Raw genomic sequence first — 18,248 nt, 5'->3', positions numbered from 1 at the left:
AACATTTATTATAGAACCATTTTTTTTGACGGTTTTTCTGTAAAAAGGGTATAAAAAAAGCTCACACAACATGTGTGAGCTCTCTCTGTGGTGACCCGGTAGGGATTCGAACCCTAGACCTACTGATTCGTAGTCAGTCACTCTATCCAGCTGAGCTACCGAGTCATATCTTGTCGTTCCTGACGACTTATATATAATAACAAAAAAAGAGGAACTTGTCAATGTATTTTCGAAAAAAAGCTCTTCGTTTTTTTACTGAAACGGTCCCGCTTACCGCAGCCACCCCGTAAGCCGGGGACACGTAGGGGGACAAAGCGGCGAAAATTTCTTTATGAAAAGGTATCTTTTATCAGGCGAGTAAATAATTCCATGGCCGGACTGATCCATTTCTTGCGGTTATACCCGCAGGCGGCTGAAATGCGGGCGTCGGTCAGTTCCGTCTTGATTTCTGCCAGTTCTCCGCACTTTACATCTTCTTCGACGGCAAAGGTCGGCAGGTAGGAGATGCCGACGCTGCTTTTTACCAGATTTTTAATGGTCGGAATGCTCCACAATTCGATGGTATGGTCGAGGACGATGGATTTTCGCTGGAGGTACTGTTCGAAGATTTGACGAAAGACGCAGGTCGGTTCGTTGATGATCAGCGGTAGGGGAATATTCTGCTTGGGCGTGATAAAATCGGGATATTCTTCTTTTATGTCGGGTGAAGCTACTAAGGTCATGGGGTAACTTCCAAAAGACGCGACGGCCAGATTGTCACCAAAGCCGCCGACATTTTCATAAAATACGCCGAGATCCAAGGTTCCGTCCAGGAGTTCGTTGCGGATGTCGTAGCAATTCATGGACTGCAGAAAAAGCCGGGTATTGGGGGCCAGGTCATGGAATCTTTTTAGGACCGGCGACAGTTTGTAACAGAGCAGAGTTTCGCCGACTCCGACCCGTAAGATGCCCTTATATTCCAACAAATCATTCTCAAAGCAACGGAGCTTTGCGACGGACGTGAGGACGTCGGTCACATAGGGATACAGCTGTTCACCGGCCTTGGTCAGCTGCATCCGCCGTCCCATCCGTTCAAAGAGTTTGACGGACAATTCCTGCTCCAACTGTCCGACTTGGAAGGTAATCGTCGATTGGGTGTAGTTGAGTTTTTCCGCCGCCTTGGTAAAGCCGCCTTCTTCCACGATGGTTTTGAAGGTTTGTAAATATTTTAAGTCCATAAGAGCCTCATGATAGTTCAAAATAAATGAAGTGTAAAATTAAAAACATCGATTTTATTTAAGCGTTTGTTGATGCTATACTAACAGAGAAAAATTAAATTGTCAATGAGGGAGTCTTATGATTATGTTAAAAACAACACCGACCTTACAGAAGCCTGAATCGCTGTTTCAGAGCCTTGTCCTGGTCATCGCCGCCTGCATCGTCCACGGCGTGATGCAGGGCGTCCACGACAATTACGGCATCATGATGACCGGGCTCATTCCCTATACGGGCATCGATTACGTGACCATCAGCTTTGCTATCGGCGCAGGTGCTTTAGTCTATGGACTGGCCCAGCCCTTTCTCGGCATCCTGGCCTTGAGACGATCTCCGGTCTTCGTCATTCTGGTAGGGATTCTTTTTACCGTCGTCGGCTTGGCGGCGACGCCCTTATGTACGAGCCCTTGGACGCTGGTCTTCTTTTTTGGCCTCGTTCTGCCCTTTGGCACGACGGGCCTCTGCTTTGGCATCATCATGGGCGCTATTACGCCGATGTTGGGAGAGAAACGGGCGGCTGTCGTCTCAGGACTCGTTCAGGCCAGTGCCGGCATTGGCGACGCCTTCATGTCTCCGGCTTTGAATCTGGCCATTTCAACCTTTGATATCGCCTTTGCCATGAGGGCTTTGACCGTTCCCTTTTTACTGATGATTCCCATTGCTGTCTGGATGCACTCTATCGGCAAAAAGGAAACTCAACGAGAAGAGGCCGTTCACGAAGGGAAGGGGACTTCGAAAGTGTCCCTCCTTCCCCTGCTGAAATTTGCCCTAAAAGACCGGGACTATCGCTTAATCGTCATAGGCTTTGCGACCTGCGGCTTTAACATGTCCATCATTGAAAGCCATCTATTTTCACAGTATCTGTCCTATGGCATCGACGGCAGCACGGCGTCGCTGACACTGACCGTCTACGGCATCGCCACCATGATCGGTGCCGCCGGGACGGGCTTTCTCGGAGCGGCTTTCAAGATGAAGAACGTCCTGGCCGGAGTCTATGCCGTGCGGGTCGGGATTTCCCTGGCCTTTCTGCTTCTTCCTAAATCGGTGGCCTTTGCCTTTGCCGCCACGGCCTTACTGGGGCTCTCAGGAGATGCGACGGTACCGCCGACGTCGGGCATCATCAGTAAAAAGTTCGGCTCGAAAAACATGGCCGTCTTGTATGGATTTACCTTGATCGGCCATCAGATAGGCGCCTTTTTCAGCGCCTACCTCGGCGGCCTTTTCGTAGATATCGGCTGGGGCTACTCGCCTCTTTGGCTGGTCAACTTCTGCTTGGCCGCTATGGCGGCAACGGCCAGTTTCCGCATCCGTAATGAAAACGAAAGAATAGAATATGAGGGGGGAAATCTAAGGTATTTTGACGGCAAGTCGAAAGCATAAAGCCGGAGCCTTGTGAATCTGATGTTCACAAGGCTCCGGTTTTGTATAGAATCTGTTTCGTTTTACTTTTTCAGGTTCGGCGTGCAGTCGATGATGATCGTGTCTGCTTGTTTCATGACCGTGAAATTGCCCTTCGTCGAGGAGAAGGCTTTTTCCAGGGTATCGCTGTGCCATTTTTGAACGGTCATGGTCGTACCGCCAAGATTTTTCGAAGACGACGACTGTTTCTGGGCATCTTCCGGCAAGAGGTCGCTGATATTCAGGTCTTCGCCGTCTTTTAAGGCAATGGTAACGGTAACGGCCCGGCCGTTTTCAAAGACGACCTGGTAGCGGCCGTTATGGAAGACGCGGATCGTATCACCCTGGGAATAGGGGTGGCCCCATTCGTCTTCCCAGGCTTTTTGCGTATCGCCGATGGTCGGCAAAGTGGCGACCGCCTTTTCTTTCGATTCAGTCTGACTCTTGGTATCCTGATTGGATTTCGTATCCTTCGACTGCTGCTGCGTTTGGGTCTGTTCTTTTTGCTGGGAGTCCGTCGGCACGGCCGTCGAACATCCGGCAGTCAAAAGGGTAACTAACATGAGAACAATAGCAAGATAACGTTTCATAATAAACCTCCCGTTCATTAGCGGCGACGGAGGTTGTCTCCGCCCTTATGGCGCTGTTTGTGGCGCTTGTTTCGAGTCGTTTGATAGGTGCTGGCCGGTAACTTGTCGCGATAAGTCTTCTGCCGCTTCGGCGGGGTGCTGCTGGCTTTTACTTTGACTTGTCCCGTCAGGGTGTATTTGGTGATCGTAGCCTGGATGTTGTGTTCAATCCGGCGGACCCAATCGACATCGGCTCCGGTGGCGAACATGATGGACAGGCCGTCGCTTCCGGCCCGGCCCGTGCGGCCGATGCGGTGGATATAGTAATCGACGTCGTGAGGGACGTCGAAGTTAAAGACGTGGGTAATGCCCTCGATATCGATGCCGCGGGCGGCGATGTCCGTAGCGACCAGAATCTGAGTCTTGGCCTTGGCAAAGTCGCGCAGGACCTGGTTGCGTCGGCCTTGGGACATGTCGCCGTGGAGTTCGCCGATGTTGAAACCCTTGGCAATCAATTTGCCTGCTAAGAGGGACGTCCGCTCCTTGGTATTGCAGAAGACGATGGCAAGGTAGGGATTCATCTCGGTCAGCATCTGGCATAATTTCGGCAGCTTCTGCTCTTCCGTCATCATGTAGATCCGCTGTTCGATATTTTCAAGGGCAATGGTATCGCCTTCGAGAATCTTCAGGACCAGGGGATTCTGCATGTGTTTTTTGGCAAGGCCCTTGATCTTATCGGGAACCGTTGCCGAGAAAAAGAGGAGCTGCCGGCGTTTCGGCGTCAGGCCGATGAGGGTATCGACGTCTTCCAGGAATCCTGACTGCAGCATCTGGTCGGCTTCATCGACGATGACCCGGCGGACCCCGCTGAGGTCGAGGGAGTTGCGGCGGCAATGGTCGAGGAGCCGCCCCGGCGTACCGATGATGACCTGGGGATGGCGATGGAGTTTTTGGAGCTGGTTTTCGATGGTCTTGCCGCCGATGAGGCTTAAGACGTCGACATCAAGGGACGGGGCCAAGGTCGCGGCTACGTCAGCGATTTGGCGGGCCAATTCCCGCGTCGGTGCCAGGATGAGGACCTGCTCGGCGTGGACTTCGGTCCGGATCTGCTGCAGCGACGGCAAGAGGAAGGCCAGGGTCTTACCTGTACCGGTTTGAGCCTGAGCCAGTATATCCCGGCCTTTGAACAGGGCCGGGATGGCTTGTGATTGAACGGCCGTCGGTTCGTCGATTCCCTGCTTGTGGAGAAGCTCGGAAAGGTCCGACGTCAGGCCGAGAGATTGAAAATTTTTTGTCATATCGTGCCCTTTCTCTATAGGTGCTAACAAAGTGCTTACTAACTATTATTATTACACAAAGCCCTTGTTTGCGCAAACTTTTCTTTCCTTTGGGGATATGGTATACTAAAATGATTTCGTTTGCATTGTTTTAGGAGGTCTTGCATAAATGAGTTGGTGGCGCGATATTTTGCGGCAGTCTGTTTTCATGTGTATTTTTATCGTCCTCATTCCCATTGGAGCCTATACGATTCACAGTGGTTCCAGTGCTATTGTGGCCGTCGTCAGTTATCTCTTCCTGTCTCTCGTCGTTCCTACGGCTTACGTCGGAGCTCAAGATGCCGTTTTTGGCCGGGAAAGGGGCCGTATTCGCCGCTGGGTCGTCGTCTTGGTCTGGCTCTTCATGCTGGCCCTTAAAGTGGCCGTCAAGGTCTATCTGGGCAGTTACTGGAAGGCGGCGCCCTTTTGGGAATGGCCGACCTTCGGTCGTGATATCGTCTTTATTCTTGCCATGTATGCTGAAATGAGCCTGGTCATGCTCGTATCCTATGGGCTGTCTTCTTTGATGCCGGGCCGAAAGGATGTGGAATAATGCGTATTAGTTGGAAACAGAAGGGGCACGACTGGCTCATGGCGATTCTGTGGGCCGCCTGCGGCATCTTGCCGATCCCCTTTGGAGCCTTTGCGTCGGGAAAGCCTTACATTGCCGCTGCATCCATCCTGGTCTTTTTTATCCTGTCCTTTGCCGTGCCCTTGTGGCTCGGCTATCGCCGCCGTAAACAGGGACGATACGATGACTATGCTTCTGCCGGGGCGACTTTCTACGGCGGTGCCGTTGCCCTCATCATCGCCGTGGGCCTCTTAAACGGTCTGATCGGATCGTCTCTTTGGCACTCCTATTGGGGAATGGTATTCTTGTTCACCTTGTGGATGCTTTTGACCATTGCGGCTCAGTACGGGGCTGCGAAAGGTATTGATTTTTGGCATGCTCAGCTGCGGCGATACTGGTATTCCCAGTTCCTTGACCCCATCTTATTCAGCCTGCCCCTTCCTTGCGCCGTCCTGGGGATGTTCCTCTTCCCCGCTATCGGTGATTCATCGACCTCGGTGAGCCTCTTTATCGGCATTATGGCCATCATGGGCTTTTGCTTTTTAGCCATCAGCATCTTCGTCATCGCCACCTTTGCCTTCTATTTCTTTCCCTATAAGCGTTACGGCTACAGCCGAAAAGAGAAAATCGTCCATCTCCTTTCGATCGTCGTCATGGTCCTCCTGTGGGTCATGGTCCAAAATCTCTTGTTCAACAGTGATATTCGGGTCTTCGGATATATCTTCGAGGCTATGCCCATCCTGCAGAACAATCCCCTGGTCTTCGTGACGCCTTTCGTCCTGTCGTCTATCGTCATCATCGGCTGCGTGGCCCTTCGCAATGTCGTCGTTGAAACCTTATCCTGAAACAACTCCATATAAGATAATCCTCATGAGAGAGCTGTGTGTAATCTCATGGGGATTTTTTTGATACGCCGATAGGGGAAACGGATGGAAAATAAATCTACATTATGATATAATTAGATACAAAATTTTATTAGGAGGTGCAGCCACGTGAAAACAATCAGACTATTGTACCCGGACTATGTGAGCGGCGGATTGGAGACCTATTATTTTGGAGCCAATCTGATGGCCCATATTTTGCCGGAGAATGAAAATCAGCCCCTGATAAAAGTGAACATCCTTCCGCCCACAGGGGCAGAAAAAGAGATCACTGATGGTATCTATGGGAAAGACGAGGTTGTAAGCGGTATCGTCGATGCCATGGGTAAAATCGAAGGGGAACAGCCCGATAAAATCATCACCATTGGCGGGAACTGCATGGTGTCTCAGGCTCCCTTTGACTATTTGCACGGAAAGTATGGGAACCTCGGCCTTATCTGGATCGATGCCCATCCCGACGTATCGACCGTAAAAGACGGCTATCCCAATGCCCATGCCATGGTGTTGGGGTCCCTTCTGGGACATGGCGATGCCGCCTTGTCCAGTTTGATGAAGTCGGAGGCATTTAGTCCCAAGGACATCTTGTATATCGGCCTTCAGAATCTTCATGACTATCAGCAGCAGTTTTTAGATGATATGGGCGTCGGGTATAAAATCCAGACCGAGGAATTTGTCACCAATCAAGAAATCAGTGCCTTTGCCGGAAGGTTCGACCATGTCCTGGTCCATTTCGACATCGATGTATTAGATGAACGATTTTTCCATTCCACTTATTTTGCTAATCCCGAACTCGTCGGCGACGGCTCCGGCGGCGGAAAAATGACCCTTGAAAAACTGTCAGGAATCCTCCAAACGATCCAGGACTGCTCCGATATCGTCGGCTTCACCATTGCCGAATACCTTCCCTTTGAAGCGGAGCGCCTCCGTAAGATGTTTTCCAACATACATATCCTTACGGAGTGACGATTCGGAACGGGACGCAGGCCTATTTTCTTGGCTTATGAAGGTTTTTTTGAACCTTGAGGACGGTGTCCGATTCTAGCGGCTTTGGTCTAAATCTTTTCGCATGAGATCGTCTGTCTGCACATCATCTCCCATGACGAAATGGTGGGTGCTGATTTTATAAAATCCATTGGCCTTGTAGAATTGAAGGGCTTTTTCATTATGTTCCCAAACGCCGAGCCAGACGTATCTTTTCTTTTGCGCCACGGCCATGGCAATGGCTTGCTCCATCAAATAGCGTCCCAGGCCTTGTCCTTGAAATTCTCCGGATACGTAGATCCTTTCGATCTCCAAGGACTCCGGGTCATTGATATCCGTCTGTGACGGGGCTTCGTTTACCTTCAGGTAAGCGGCTGCCTTTTCGTGGCAGCGCAGGATGAAGAACTTTGAATGCTTATTTTCCAATTCCCGGCGAAGCTTTTCCCGGTCAAAGGCCCGGTTCAAATATTCTTCCATATTTTTCGCCGTGTTCACGGCTGCAAAGGTTTCGTAATACGTTTGAATCGATAATTTACGAAGTTCATCCAAGTCATCGACGGTACATAATTTTAACGTGATATCCATTATAAATGCTCCTATCTGACGGAAAGCCTTTTTGTGCTCAAAAGGTCACTGTCGTCGCTTTTTCAAATAGTGTGTCTGTTGAAGGCTTCAGCATGGGTTCCCAGGGGCTGACCATGAGACATGATTTTTCCCCATGAGGTTCCGGTTTTTGTCGAGCCTCGTTGAAAGGCTGTAAAAAAAGGAGGCCGCCATGAGGTGGTCTCCTTTTTGATCTGTTCATTTAATTTCGACGATGGTCTGCTTCATGATCGTGAAGCGGACGACGTAGACGAGCCAGCCCAGGAAGGCGGCGAAGCTACCGCTGAGGAAGGTCGTCGCATCGGTCGTTGTCAATGCGTATACGCAGTAGATAATCGATACGCCTGCTAAGAAAATCGAAGTATTTCGATTGCAGACTTTATTGGGAATGTTTTCCTTAGTAAGGATTGTCGTCAAGGCCCCGGCGCAAAGGATATAGGGGATGACGTTGGTGACGACGGCCAGGTTCGCCAAGAGTTCGAATTGGGCGGCCAAGGTCGGGCTGATGGTCATCAAAGCGAGGACGCTTTGCATGCCTAAGATGCAGAGCATGCCCTTGATGGGGACATCGGCGCTGGTGACTTTGGCAAAAATCTTGGGGAACAAGCCGCGCTGGGCGCTGGTCTTGAAGACGCGGGCCAGGGTGAACTGCCACGACAGGAGAGACCCGGCGCAGGAGAATACCATCAGGCCCATGACTACCTTGCCGGCCGTATCGCCGAGCATGTAGGAAAAGGCCAGGCCGAAGGGAGCACTCGATGCCAGGATTTCGGCATTGGGAACGATTCCGGCGATGACATTCGTCGAAGCGACGTAGATGACAGCGACGCTGATGGTGCTGACGAAGGTCGCAATGGGTACGGATTTTTTCGGGTTTTCCACGGCGTCCATGTTGACGGCTGCCGATTCAAGTCCCAAGAAAGACCACAATGTAAGGGCAATCGAATTTCCGACGGCATCGCCGAGACCCAGGTCATTAGGATTCCACGATGCGAGCCAGGTTGCCGGGCTGAACCAGTGCCAGCCGATGATAGAAATACCGAGAACCGGAATGATCGCGCCCCAGATGGTGATGGCACTCAGCTTGCCCGAATACCGGGAACCGCTGAAGTTAAGGGCGGCTGCAATCCACAATAAAGCGATCGTATATAGACACGTCTGAATCGGCGTAAAGGTTGTCTCAAGGAAACCGGCGCCGTAACCGACTGCCGTGATGGCAATGGCGACGTTTGCAATTACGATGGAAACAGAGTAGGCGTAATTTGCCATAAAATGTCCTATTCGCCCAAAGGCGTATTCGGAGTAACCACCCATACCGCCCGGCTTCGTTGTAAACATGCCACATCGGGCAAAGGCCATGGCGAGGGCTAAAGAGCCAAAAGAGGTAATAATCCAAGAAATGATTGAAATAGTACCGACTTCGGCAAGCTTGGTCGGCAGCATGATGATACCGGCTCCAAGCATGTTGGCAGCAGTGACGAAGGTCAGCTGGACAACAGACATTTTACGACATGTAGTTTTCATTATCAGTCCTTCTTTCGTTTAGAATGCGTATACGGCTAGAAATTTTAGCAAGTTAATTCTATCATTTTTGCAGGGAAAATTAAATAGCTTTTTGAAAAATGCTATATGTATTTAGGGCCCTTTTGACGTCGATTATTCTAAATCTGTATAGAAAATTTTACATACGGTGATAAGGGCCGGGAAGGCTAGGTTTCATCAGCTTTCCCAAGGGGTTGAAAACATGGATTTTCAAGGAAAATAAGCGCCTTTCGAGCCGTTGGGTGGATCTTTGTAAAGAGCTGTCCGAGACGGTTTTTGTCCTGACTTTTTTTCTTTTGAAGCGAAGGTTCTTTTTCAAAGAACAAAAATTCACTGAACGTATCCAGATTCAAAGGCAAGGCATAATCTGTCATCAGATTTCTAACGGAACGGCGGTATGCCCGTCAAAAGGGGAGGGTATCTCCCTTATGGGAATCGCTCGGTTCGTCTCAAAAGGGACGAAAAAAGAGGATTCATCTTTGAGCAAGCCTCAGAACCATAAGCCAGTAAAAATGAATCCTCTTTGCGACTGGATAAGTATATCAATATTAGGGGCAGACGTCAATAAGAAATGGGACGTTTTGAGACAGGAAATAATTTTTTTTTCGATCGGAAAAAGCACGATAAAAAAGAGTCCCGCACCATCATGCATGCGAGACTCTTTGCAGTTTTTACAAGGGTGATTAGTCGATGTTTTCGACGATGCAGGCCGTACCCTGGCCGCCGCCGATGCACAGCGTAGCCAAGCCGTATTTGCCGCCGACTTCTTTCAAGCCGTAGAGCAAGGTTACGAGGATACGAGCGCCCGATGCGCCGATCGGATGGCCGAGGGCGATAGCGCCGCCGTGGATGTTGACTTTATCCATATCAAAGCCGAGTTCGCGGCAGCAGTATACAGCCTGAGCTGCGAAAGCTTCGTTGGCTTCGACAAGGTCGAGGTCTTTAACTTCGAGGCCGGCTTTCGCCAAGGCTTTGCGGGACGAAGGAACCGGGCCGGTACCCATGATGGTCGGGTCGACGCCAGCCGATGCATAGCTTACGATTTTTGCCATCGGTTTGAGACCGAGTTCTTTGGCTTTGTCAGCCGACATGACGACGAAAGCAGCTGCGCCGTCGTTGATGCCGGAAGCGTTGCCGGCCGTTACAGTGCCGCCTTTTTTGAAGGCCGGTTTCAATTTAGCCAGGCTTTCCATGGTCGTGCCTTCACGCGGAAATTCGTCGGTGTCGATGACGACGTCTTTTTTACGCTGATGGACCGTAACCGGAACGATCTGGGATTTGAAAGCGCCGCTCTTAATAGCTTCGCAGGCTTTTACCTGAGAACGGACGCCCATTTCGTCCTGATCTTCACGGGTAACGCCGAATTTTTCAGCTACGTTTTCAGCCGTGATGCCCATGTGGTAGTCGTTGAAAGCATCCCATAAGCCGTCTTTGATCATGGTGTCGACGAGGACGCCGTTGCCCATACGGTAGCCGTAACGGCCCTTAGGAACGGCAAAGGGAGCCATGGACATGTTTTCCATACCGCCGGCTACGATGACGTCAGCGTCACCGGCTTTGATCATCTGAGCTGCCAAGGATACGCAGCGAAGACCGGAACCGCAGACTTTATTGACCGTAAGAGCCGGAACTTCGATGGGCATGCCGGCTTTGATCATAGCCTGACGAGCCGGGTTCTGGCCCTGAGCTGCCTGAAGAACATTGCCCATGACGACTTCGTCGACGTCTTTGCCTTCGATGCCGGCACGTTTGAGGGCTTCTGCGATAACGACAGCACCTAATTCAACAGCCGGGGTATCTTTGAAACCGCCGCCGAATTTACCGATAGCTGTACGGCAAGCACTTACGATAACTACTTCTTTCATTGGAATCACTCCTTGAGATTTTTTTACGTATGAAATAAATGGGACGCATCGGTATGAGGCGAATGCGCCGCGAAAAGCATCATCATAATGATGATACCAGATAATGATATAATACACCCTTCAAAAGGAAATGTATAGACCACGTTCAGAAAATTACGTAGTCTATACATTTGATTGCTTACTATTAGGGAATAGGGGGGTAAAAACTTACAGGCGTTCTACGATAACAGCCGTGCCTTGGCCGCCGCCGATGCAAAGAGCAGCAAGACCATAGCGGCCGTTGATTTCCGGTTCAGCTATAGCGTAGAGCAAGGTGACGATGATACGAGCGCCGGAGCAGCCGATCGGATGGCCGAGAGCGATAGCGCCGCCGTGAATGTTGACTTTGTCCATGTTGAGGCCGAGTTCGCGGCAGCAGTATACGGACTGAGCTGCGAAAGCTTCGTTCAATTCGATGAGGTCCATCTGATCGACGGTCATGCCCGTTTTCTTCATGACTTTGCGAACAGCCGGAACAGGGCCGATACCCATGATTGCCGGATCTACGCCAGCCGAAGCCCAATCGATGATGCGAGCCAGCGGTTTGATGCCGAGTTCTTTTGCTTTGTCAGCGGACATGATGACGACAGCAGCTGCGCCGTCGTTGATGCCCGAAGCGTTACCGGCCGTAACCGTGCCGTCTTTGATGAAGGCCGGGCGGAGTTTCGAGAGCATATCCATGGTGCAGTCCGGACGGATGAATTCGTCTTTGTCGATGACGACGTCGCCTTTTCTCTTATGAACCGTAACCGGTACGATCTGGCTGTCGAATTTTCCTTCCTGCTGAGCTTTGTAAGCGTACTGCTGCGAACGGAGAGCCAATTTATCCTGGTCTTCACGCGTTACGCCAAAGCGGCTGGATACGTTTTCAGCCGTTACGCCCATATGATAGTTGTTTTCCGTGCAGATCAAGCCGTCACGAAGGAGAAGGTCTTCGAGAACGCCGTTACCCATGCGATAGCCGCGGCGGCCTTTCGCGATGGAGTAGGGAGCATTGGACATGGATTCCATACCGCCGGCAACGATGATATCAGCGTCGCCGAGTTTGATCTGCTGCGAAGCCAAGGAAATGGCACGCATGCCGGAACCACAGAGTTTATTTAATGTGAAAGCTGGAACTTCTTGGGGAATACCCGAATGAAGGGCAACTTGACGGGCTGTGTTTTCACCGCAACCGGCTTGGAGTACATGACCCATGATGACTTCGTCGATCTGATCGACAGGGACACCTGCGCGTTTGATTGCTTCAGTAACCGCAGCAATACCGAGGTCTACAGCGGTAATATCTGCGAATTGGCCATTGAAGCTGCCGATGGCCGTACGGCAAGCACTTACGATAACAGCATCTCTCATTAGAAAAACCATCCTTTCTGACATGAAACAAAATATAGAATAATATAGTATATAGCCTTGATTGACGGAGCCGCCGCTTACGCAGCTCCTTGGGGGTTACGTTGAAATGAAGAATTTGAGTTCTAAATTTCACAATCTCCATGTCTATATAGTACATTTTTTCACAAGTAAATGCAAGAGCAAAATGGATTTTTGCTGTGCCGAATAATCATGATAAAGGAAGAGACAGCGAAAAGAAGAATGAACACCCCGAATAGTTCGCCATGCATATCATTTTAAGGAAACATGCCTCACATTAGGATGACAAAATCTTTAGTAGGCCCTTTGTCCTGTTGCACACGATTGACGCTTGCGGTTCTATTCGGCTCATCGTGCCTATACGCACTATCAAGGCCTGCGCTAAATTGTACTAGCCATTACAATCACAGCGCCACACCTAGACAGCACATCAAAACGTCTGTATAGTTATATAGAGACTTGATGACACATATTAACTTTGAAAGGCAGGTAGATGCACACGTGATAGCATGGTTACTTTTTGGAATTATAAGCATTGGACTGATAAATATAATTGATCCGCGAACCCTCATCGAGAACATACGTATCTTAGTGAGCTATGTAATGTTCGGGACAATCTTCCATGCCGCTGTGTCTTACTACAATCACCGTGAATATAAGCAGACCGTAAGAGATCTGATCGTTGTGATTGTCTGTATCGTATTGATTGGCTTGACGCTCTGAATGCCCGATAGAATTTTAAAGGCCCTGTATGAACCATGTTACGGGTATGGTTCACACAAGGCCTTTTTGTTGGTCGTTGTCTCTTACTTGCCTCTCTCCTGCATTCCATCAGCTGATATGTTATTTATATAATCTTTATAAGACTCTTCGTGATGGGGACGTTCTTTGACTGTGTTAGTGATAGTTAGTAATATATTATTCCTTACATATGGCAAGGGGGGACGGAGACCGGAATGGGCGCAAAGCTCAAATGGGGATGATAGAACTGAAAATGGCAACTAAAAAAGCGACTCCACAATACGTGAGGTCGCTTTTTCAGGCATTACAGTCGGACATATTAAAGAAGGTGTGCAATGAAGCTGTACGAAAGCAAAGCACCCATGGAAATAATGATTTTTGCATTTGCACTTAAGTTCATGATTCTCCCTCATTTCTTCTTTATAATATGCCAGCCTAATATTTTAAGTTGTTACTGGATAATGACCGGCTGGTGTTTGATCTCTTTATCTATAAATATAATAACGCGTGATTAAAATAAAATCAATAGCTGAAAAATGCAATTGTAGGGGGTCAATATGCTTTGAATGCAAAAATAAGCGCATAAAATAGAGAATATCAAGCGAAAAGCGGAAAAATATTTTCGCGTATTAGGCGAAATAATCATTTCTCAAGAAAAAATAAATCAAGAAAAAAGTGAATAAAATGATTATTTATTCAAAACCGAAAAATATTAAATTTTACGTTTAAATAAAGGAATGACTTAAAAAATAAAATAAGATAATGGTGAGATAAGTATTGGCAGGAGCGTAAAGAATGTTCTATAATGAATATAATAAAGGAAAGGGCGGCCGTCTCCCCTATATACCGTTAAGACTGCTGCCCATTGTTATGATAATATTAGGAGGAATATGATGGGATTTTTCGACGCGTTTTTTAAAGAGCAGCAGCGCACGAAGAGCGAAGAGATTTATGACCGTGCCCTGCAGATCTTTAATTCACCCCAACTGCAAAACGAGGCCTTGTCAGCGGAACTTGCCCGAGAAGTACTTGCCGGCGAAGACTGCGATCAGGTGAGCGGGGCTTACGGCCGATTTGGCCATGATGTGACCAATCCCATTCCTGTCAATGGGCCGAGTGGGGAGTTCGTCTACTTGTCGCGCCTGCGCCTGCGGCGGACGGGGTCGATGGTCTTTTTCCATAAAGTCGGACAGATCGGGCGCATCCATGTCTTTGAACTGACCAACGTCAGCGGTCACTTTGCCGACCGGCTGTACGTCGACATGTATCATCCCCGCTGTTCCCGCCTCTATCCTGCAGGCTATACCCTCGAGCGGGAAGCCGTCTTTCCCCGCGGCGTGACGACGACTGTTGCCGATTTTCCTAACGGGCTCTATAAGGCCATCAAGAAGGAAGCGAAACTACGCCTTGGTATCGACGTGGCCGAACAGGAAAGTGCCCGCATCGACGCGGCAGCCGCTCAGGAATCCCTTGCCGCTCTTCCGGCAAAAACCATGGCGGCGGCACCGGTCGAACCATTGAAATAAGACTGATCTATGGTATAATTACTACACAGCTTATAATGTTATGATATTAGGAGGGTCACTGATGAGAGACTTACCGAAAGCGCATGAAACGTGGCGCCACTTTAAAAACAATACTTATGAAATCATTACGCTTGCCGAACACACGGAAACGGGTGAAAAGTTCGTTATCTACAAAGCCCTGCATGATACGATGAAGACCTATGCCCGCCCGTTGAAAGATTTTATGAGCGAAGTCGACAAAGAAAAATATCCTCGTTCGGAACAGGAATATCGCTTCGTTAAGATTAAATAATCTTGACAGTTTCGAAAAGTGCTGATATAATATAGAACGTTGAAAATAAAGCAGAAGCTATCCGCTTCTCACCTTACACGACGATGGTGTCACTAGGGTCTATGACGGAAACGTAGAGCGGATAGTCATGCTATCCGTTCTTTTTTTATTCGGAGGTGAAAGACAATTAGTAAGGAATTACGTATCAACGATCAAATCAGAGCCCGTGAAGTTCGCGTGGTCAGTGATTCTAACGAACAGCTCGGTGTCATGTCTCTTCGTTCTGCCCGTCAGATTGCGGAAGAACGGCGTTTGGACTTAGTAGAAGTCGCACCGAATGGCAAGCCGCCTGTCTGCCGTATCATGAATTACGGAAAGTACCGTTATGAACAGCAGAAGCGCGAAAAGGAAGCTAAGAAAAAACAGAAGGTCTTGACATTGAAAGAAGTAAAGCTTCGTCCCAATATCGAAGATCATGACTTCTACGTTAAAATGAAAGCTGCCCAGCGTTTCTTGGGTGAAGGCAGCAAAGTAAAGGTTACCATCATGTTCCGCGGCCGTGAAATGAGCCATCCGGAACTGGGCCGTGATTTGCTGGTTCGATTCGCTGATGAATTGAAAGACACCGCCCATGTAGAAAAAGAACCTAAAATTGAAGGCAGAAACATGACCATGGTCATTGCTGTCAACAAGAAGTAACAGGAGGACAATTATTATGCCGAAAATCAAAACCCGCCGTGCCGCGGCAAAACGCTTTAAATCAACTGCTACTGGTAAGATCAAACGCATGAAACCGTACAAGAGCCATATCTTGGAAAGCAAGACTGCAAAACGGAAACGTAACCTGAGAAAAGCTGCACTCGTATCGCAGTCCATGACCGGCGTCGTTCGCAAGATGTGCCCGTTCATCTAATTACAGACAGTAAATTTTTTGACATAGACTTGGAGGAATAGACTAATGGCAAGAATCAAAGTTGGCGTTACAGCACACGCTCGTCATAAAAAAATCTTAAAAATGGCTAAGGGCTATCGCGGTACCCGCAGCCGTCTCTTCAAAAAAGCTAACGAAAGCGTCATGAAAGCGCTCTACTACGCTCGTCGTGACCGTCGTGCCAAGAAACGCGAATTCCGTAAATTGTGGATTGCTCGTATCAACGCAGCTACCCGTGCAAACGGCCTCAGCTACAGCCGTTTCATCTATGGTCTGACCAAAGCCGGTGTCATCGTAAACCGTAAAATGTTGGCTGACCTCGCTGTCAATGATGCTGCTGCCTTCACGAAACTCGTCGAAGTTGCCAAAGCTCAGTAATCTTAACATAAAGAGGATGACGACAAAGTGGAAATCATTTTGTCGTCATCCTCTTTTTATGCCCTTTTATAGGCGGCCAGGAGGCCGAGGAGGTTCCTGCGACAAAGTCTGGCCATCTTGCAGGGAAACAGGTACAATATAGATACATCTATCAGAAAGAGCAAGGAGGATATACGATGGAAGATATAAGAACATTGGCTGTACGGTATCATAAGGAAGGCAATAACTGTGCTGAAACGGTGGTCAAGGTCTGTAATGACAGCCTGGCCTTGCATCTGCCCGATGAAACGCTGCGCATGGTATCCATCCTCGGTGGCGGTGTCGCCGGTTCCGGCTGTCTCTGCGGGGCCTTGAACGGCGCTTGTCTCGTCTTAGGCAGTCTCGTCGGCCGGACGCAGCCCGAGGAAAAGACAAAGGCTGAAATCAATCAGCCCGTTCGGGAATTTCAGAAAATTTGGAGCGACCGCTTCAAAGCGACTTGCTGTCGTGTGTTAAAGAGCCCGGCCAATGGCGGTCCCGTGTCCTGCGAAACGTTGATGGCTGATACGGCAGTCATGGTCGTCGATTTCATTCGCGAGAAGAAACTGGCCTAGACCTTTGATTCCTGTTACCGGTGCGGCCGAGTCGTATGGATGGCCCGATTTTCTTGACTTTTTTGTGGGATATGGTACAATAAATAAGTCGGGTCAACGGGGCGTAGCGCAGTTTGGTAGCGCGCTTGGTTCGGGACTAAGAGGTCGCAGGTTCAAATCCTGTCGCCCCGACCATATTTTACATATCCGTATTTATCCCGAAGATACAACAAAGGGTATGTAGACGCGGAGAGCTGTCCGAGCGGCTGAAGGAGCATGATTGGAAATCATGTATAGGGCGAACGCTCTATCGTGGGTTCAAATCCCACGCTCTCCGCCATACGACGCCATAAGAGACTGTCACATGAACTTTTTTCATGGACAGTCTTTTTTTGTTGCCTAAAAAAAAGAAAGGATGCCGGAAAATGCGGTTCACAGGCCGATTCTTTTATGATAAAATAAGAAACCATAACAGAGGGAAAGAAGGCTTATGATGAGTGCTATCAAAAGGGAAGTGGCAGCTTTTATCGCTGCCCATCGAGTGGATGATTTTATAATGACGCCCGTGACGATGCGGGAAGTATCGCTTCGGACGGCGCAGGAACAGATGCTGCCCAAAGTTGAGATGGCGGCCGTCGTCGACGGCGTCCTTGACGGCTGCCCCATCTATCCAGTGCCGGTTCGCGTTTTCATTCCCCATACGAGTCGGCCCCTGCCGGTCCTCGTCTATTACCACGGCGGCGGCTTTGTCATCGATACCGTCTCGGTCTATGATCCCGTCTGCCGCCGGATTGCCAAGGCGACGGACCATATCGTCATCTCGCCGGAATACCGCCTGGCTCCGGAAAATCCCTATCCCGCCGCCTACGACGATGCCTTAGCCGTGGCCCGGCAGGCCCTTCCCTTTTTGGAGGCCAAGGGGATTGCCCATGAAAAGGATGTAACCTTGTGCGGTGACAGTGCCGGTGGCTGCATGGCGGCCTTCGTCAGCCAAAAACTACAGCATGAGACAGACTTTCCCTTGAGCCATCAGATTTTGATCTATCCCCTCCTTGACTTTACCGGGTCCTTTCCGTCGTGTCAGGAAAACTGCTGCCCGGAAACGGGATTTTCGGCGGAGAAAATGACCTGGTATTTCAACCAGTTCTTCCGTGGCCGTGACGAAAAAAGGGCTGCGTCGCCTCTTTTTGGCGAGTTGACGCCGTCCATGCCATCAACCTTTGTCGTTACGACGTCTTTTTGTCCCTTTCATGACGAAGGTTTGGACTACATCCGCCGCCTCAGGGACCTCGGCGTTCGGGCCGAGACCTATAATTACGACAATATGGTTCATTCGTACCTCAACTTTGAAAAGATTTGCTACGAGGAAATCGACGATACCTATCAGCGCATGGCAAAGTTTTTGCATGATTGAAAGGAATTGCTTATAATAGAACTAA

General features: G+C 49.4%; 18 protein-coding genes, 3 tRNA genes and 1 other annotated feature. Of the genes, 13 read left to right on the top strand and 8 right to left on the bottom strand.

What is annotated here, in order from left to right:
• Positions 1-88: 88 nt before the first annotated feature.
• Positions 89-165: transfer RNA gene (locus A0U42_RS05830), tRNA-Arg, on the bottom strand.
• A gap of 164 nt (positions 166-329) precedes the next feature.
• Positions 330-1,217 carry a LysR family transcriptional regulator gene (locus A0U42_RS05825; RefSeq protein ID WP_065360232.1) on the bottom strand — a complete coding sequence of 296 codons (888 nt, stop codon included), beginning with the start codon at positions 1,215-1,217 and terminating at the stop codon, positions 330-332.
• Positions 1,218-1,335: 118 nt separating this feature from the next.
• Between A0U42_RS05825 and A0U42_RS05820 the strand changes: the two genes are divergently transcribed.
• On the top strand, positions 1,336-2,634 hold the full coding sequence (locus A0U42_RS05820) for an MFS transporter (RefSeq protein WP_065360231.1): 1,299 nt from the start codon (positions 1,336-1,338) through the stop codon (positions 2,632-2,634).
• A 62-nt stretch (positions 2,635-2,696) separates the two neighbouring features.
• Here A0U42_RS05820 and A0U42_RS05815 read toward each other — a convergent pair whose 3' ends face one another.
• Together A0U42_RS05815 and A0U42_RS05810 are read right to left on the bottom strand one after the other, a co-directional pair.
• Entirely contained in the window at positions 2,697-3,242 is a 546-nt protein-coding gene (locus tag A0U42_RS05815) for a hypothetical protein (RefSeq protein ID WP_065360230.1), read from the bottom strand.
• A 17-nt stretch (positions 3,243-3,259) separates the two neighbouring features.
• Complete coding sequence (locus A0U42_RS05810; RefSeq protein ID WP_044504414.1) at positions 3,260-4,519, bottom strand: DEAD/DEAH box helicase; 1,260 nt, start codon at positions 4,517-4,519, stop codon at positions 3,260-3,262.
• Between the two features lie 148 nt (positions 4,520-4,667).
• On the opposite strand from A0U42_RS05810, the gene A0U42_RS05805 reads away from it, so the two are divergent.
• The 3 genes from A0U42_RS05805 (at position 4,668) to A0U42_RS05795 (ending at position 6,952) form a co-directional block, all read left to right on the top strand.
• Positions 4,668-5,090 carry a hypothetical protein gene (locus tag A0U42_RS05805; protein WP_065360229.1) on the top strand — a complete coding sequence of 141 codons (423 nt, stop codon included), beginning with the start codon at positions 4,668-4,670 and terminating at the stop codon, positions 5,088-5,090.
• Positions 5,090-5,953, top strand: coding sequence for a hypothetical protein (locus tag A0U42_RS05800; protein ID WP_065360228.1), 864 nt, complete (start codon positions 5,090-5,092; stop codon positions 5,951-5,953). The genes A0U42_RS05805 and A0U42_RS05800 overlap by 1 nt, the downstream gene beginning before the upstream one ends.
• A 147-nt stretch (positions 5,954-6,100) precedes the next feature.
• Positions 6,101-6,952: an arginase family protein gene (locus A0U42_RS05795; RefSeq protein WP_218055526.1), complete on the top strand. Its 852-nt coding sequence runs from the start codon at positions 6,101-6,103 to the stop codon at positions 6,950-6,952.
• A 75-nt stretch (positions 6,953-7,027) separates the two neighbouring features.
• Here A0U42_RS05795 and A0U42_RS05790 read toward each other — a convergent pair whose 3' ends face one another.
• The 4 genes from A0U42_RS05790 to A0U42_RS05765 all read right to left on the bottom strand — a co-directional run bounded on the left by A0U42_RS05790 (position 7,028) and on the right by A0U42_RS05765 (position 12,372).
• Positions 7,028-7,555, bottom strand: a complete 528-nt coding sequence (locus A0U42_RS05790; RefSeq protein ID WP_065360227.1) for a GNAT family N-acetyltransferase — start codon at positions 7,553-7,555, stop codon at positions 7,028-7,030.
• 216 nt (positions 7,556-7,771) lie between these two features.
• Positions 7,772-9,097, bottom strand: coding sequence for a putrescine-ornithine antiporter (potE, locus tag A0U42_RS05785; protein WP_065360226.1), 1,326 nt, complete (start codon positions 9,095-9,097; stop codon positions 7,772-7,774).
• A 701-nt stretch (positions 9,098-9,798) separates the two neighbouring features.
• The gene (locus A0U42_RS05770; RefSeq protein ID WP_062412290.1) at positions 9,799-10,980 is read right to left on the bottom strand and encodes an acetyl-CoA C-acetyltransferase; all 1,182 of its coding nucleotides are present in this window, start codon (positions 10,978-10,980) and stop codon (positions 9,799-9,801) included.
• Between the two features lie 207 nt (positions 10,981-11,187).
• On the bottom strand, positions 11,188-12,372 hold the full coding sequence (locus A0U42_RS05765) for an acetyl-CoA C-acetyltransferase (protein ID WP_065360223.1): 1,185 nt from the start codon (positions 12,370-12,372) through the stop codon (positions 11,188-11,190).
• 1,652 nt (positions 12,373-14,024) lie between these two features.
• Between A0U42_RS05765 and A0U42_RS05750 the strand changes: the two genes are divergently transcribed.
• From A0U42_RS05750 to A0U42_RS05710, 9 genes are all read left to right on the top strand, one after another.
• A complete protein-coding gene (locus tag A0U42_RS05750) occupies positions 14,025-14,657 on the top strand; it encodes a hypothetical protein (protein WP_065360221.1) in 633 nt (210 codons plus the stop codon).
• Between the two features lie 61 nt (positions 14,658-14,718).
• A complete protein-coding gene (locus A0U42_RS05745; protein ID WP_044504400.1) occupies positions 14,719-14,949 on the top strand; it encodes a DUF1653 domain-containing protein in 231 nt (76 codons plus the stop codon).
• Between the two features lie 42 nt (positions 14,950-14,991).
• Positions 14,992-15,101: a sequence feature (ribosomal protein L20 leader region), on the top strand.
• A 13-nt stretch (positions 15,102-15,114) separates the two neighbouring features.
• The gene (gene infC, locus A0U42_RS05740; RefSeq protein WP_071822351.1) at positions 15,115-15,627 is read left to right on the top strand and encodes a translation initiation factor IF-3; all 513 of its coding nucleotides are present in this window, start codon (positions 15,115-15,117) and stop codon (positions 15,625-15,627) included.
• A 16-nt stretch (positions 15,628-15,643) separates the two neighbouring features.
• On the top strand, positions 15,644-15,841 hold the full coding sequence (gene rpmI / locus A0U42_RS05735; protein ID WP_044504398.1) for a 50S ribosomal protein L35: 198 nt from the start codon (positions 15,644-15,646) through the stop codon (positions 15,839-15,841).
• Between the two features lie 45 nt (positions 15,842-15,886).
• On the top strand, positions 15,887-16,237 hold the full coding sequence (gene rplT, locus A0U42_RS05730) for a 50S ribosomal protein L20 (protein WP_044504397.1): 351 nt from the start codon (positions 15,887-15,889) through the stop codon (positions 16,235-16,237).
• A 176-nt stretch (positions 16,238-16,413) separates the two neighbouring features.
• On the top strand, positions 16,414-16,830 hold the full coding sequence (locus A0U42_RS05725; RefSeq protein ID WP_065360220.1) for a C-GCAxxG-C-C family protein: 417 nt from the start codon (positions 16,414-16,416) through the stop codon (positions 16,828-16,830).
• A 97-nt stretch (positions 16,831-16,927) separates the two neighbouring features.
• Positions 16,928-17,004, top strand: a tRNA-Pro gene (locus A0U42_RS05720).
• 53 nt (positions 17,005-17,057) lie between these two features.
• Positions 17,058-17,149 (top strand) — tRNA-Ser (locus tag A0U42_RS05715).
• Between the two features lie 150 nt (positions 17,150-17,299).
• Positions 17,300-18,223, top strand: a complete 924-nt coding sequence (locus A0U42_RS05710; RefSeq protein ID WP_255304114.1) for an alpha/beta hydrolase — start codon at positions 17,300-17,302, stop codon at positions 18,221-18,223.
• Positions 18,224-18,248 lie beyond the last annotated feature (25 nt).

The organism is Megasphaera sp. DISK 18 (assembly GCF_001682955.1).
GTDB lineage: Bacteria > Bacillota > Negativicutes > Veillonellales > Megasphaeraceae > Megasphaera > Megasphaera massiliensis.
The sequence above is the reverse complement of the archived record's forward strand: the minus strand, read 5'-3'. Positions and strand labels throughout refer to the sequence as shown.

Excerpts from the sequence above, each read along its gene's own strand:
- A0U42_RS05825 (WP_065360232.1), bottom strand. The coding sequence starts at position 1,217 with ATGGACTTAAAATATTTACAAACCTTCAAAACCATCGTGGAAGAAGGC.
- A0U42_RS05820 (WP_065360231.1), top strand. The coding sequence starts at position 1,336 with ATGATTATGTTAAAAACAACACCGACCTTACAGAAGCCTGAATCGCTG.
- A0U42_RS05815 (WP_065360230.1), bottom strand. The coding sequence starts at position 3,242 with ATGAAACGTTATCTTGCTATTGTTCTCATGTTAGTTACCCTTTTGACT.
- A0U42_RS05810 (WP_044504414.1), bottom strand. The coding sequence starts at position 4,519 with ATGACAAAAAATTTTCAATCTCTCGGCCTGACGTCGGACCTTTCCGAG.
- A0U42_RS05805 (WP_065360229.1), top strand. The coding sequence starts at position 4,668 with ATGAGTTGGTGGCGCGATATTTTGCGGCAGTCTGTTTTCATGTGTATT.
- A0U42_RS05800 (WP_065360228.1), top strand. The coding sequence starts at position 5,090 with ATGCGTATTAGTTGGAAACAGAAGGGGCACGACTGGCTCATGGCGATT.
- A0U42_RS05790 (WP_065360227.1), bottom strand. The coding sequence starts at position 7,555 with ATGGATATCACGTTAAAATTATGTACCGTCGATGACTTGGATGAACTT.
- potE (WP_065360226.1), bottom strand. The coding sequence starts at position 9,097 with ATGAAAACTACATGTCGTAAAATGTCTGTTGTCCAGCTGACCTTCGTC.
- A0U42_RS05770 (WP_062412290.1), bottom strand. The coding sequence starts at position 10,980 with ATGAAAGAAGTAGTTATCGTAAGTGCTTGCCGTACAGCTATCGGTAAA.
- A0U42_RS05765 (WP_065360223.1), bottom strand. The coding sequence starts at position 12,372 with ATGAGAGATGCTGTTATCGTAAGTGCTTGCCGTACGGCCATCGGCAGC.
- A0U42_RS05750 (WP_065360221.1), top strand. The coding sequence starts at position 14,025 with ATGGGATTTTTCGACGCGTTTTTTAAAGAGCAGCAGCGCACGAAGAGC.
- A0U42_RS05745 (WP_044504400.1), top strand. The coding sequence starts at position 14,719 with ATGAGAGACTTACCGAAAGCGCATGAAACGTGGCGCCACTTTAAAAAC.
- rpmI (WP_044504398.1), top strand. The coding sequence starts at position 15,644 with ATGCCGAAAATCAAAACCCGCCGTGCCGCGGCAAAACGCTTTAAATCA.
- rplT (WP_044504397.1), top strand. The coding sequence starts at position 15,887 with ATGGCAAGAATCAAAGTTGGCGTTACAGCACACGCTCGTCATAAAAAA.
- A0U42_RS05725 (WP_065360220.1), top strand. The coding sequence starts at position 16,414 with ATGGAAGATATAAGAACATTGGCTGTACGGTATCATAAGGAAGGCAAT.
- A0U42_RS05710 (WP_255304114.1), top strand. The coding sequence starts at position 17,300 with ATGATGAGTGCTATCAAAAGGGAAGTGGCAGCTTTTATCGCTGCCCAT.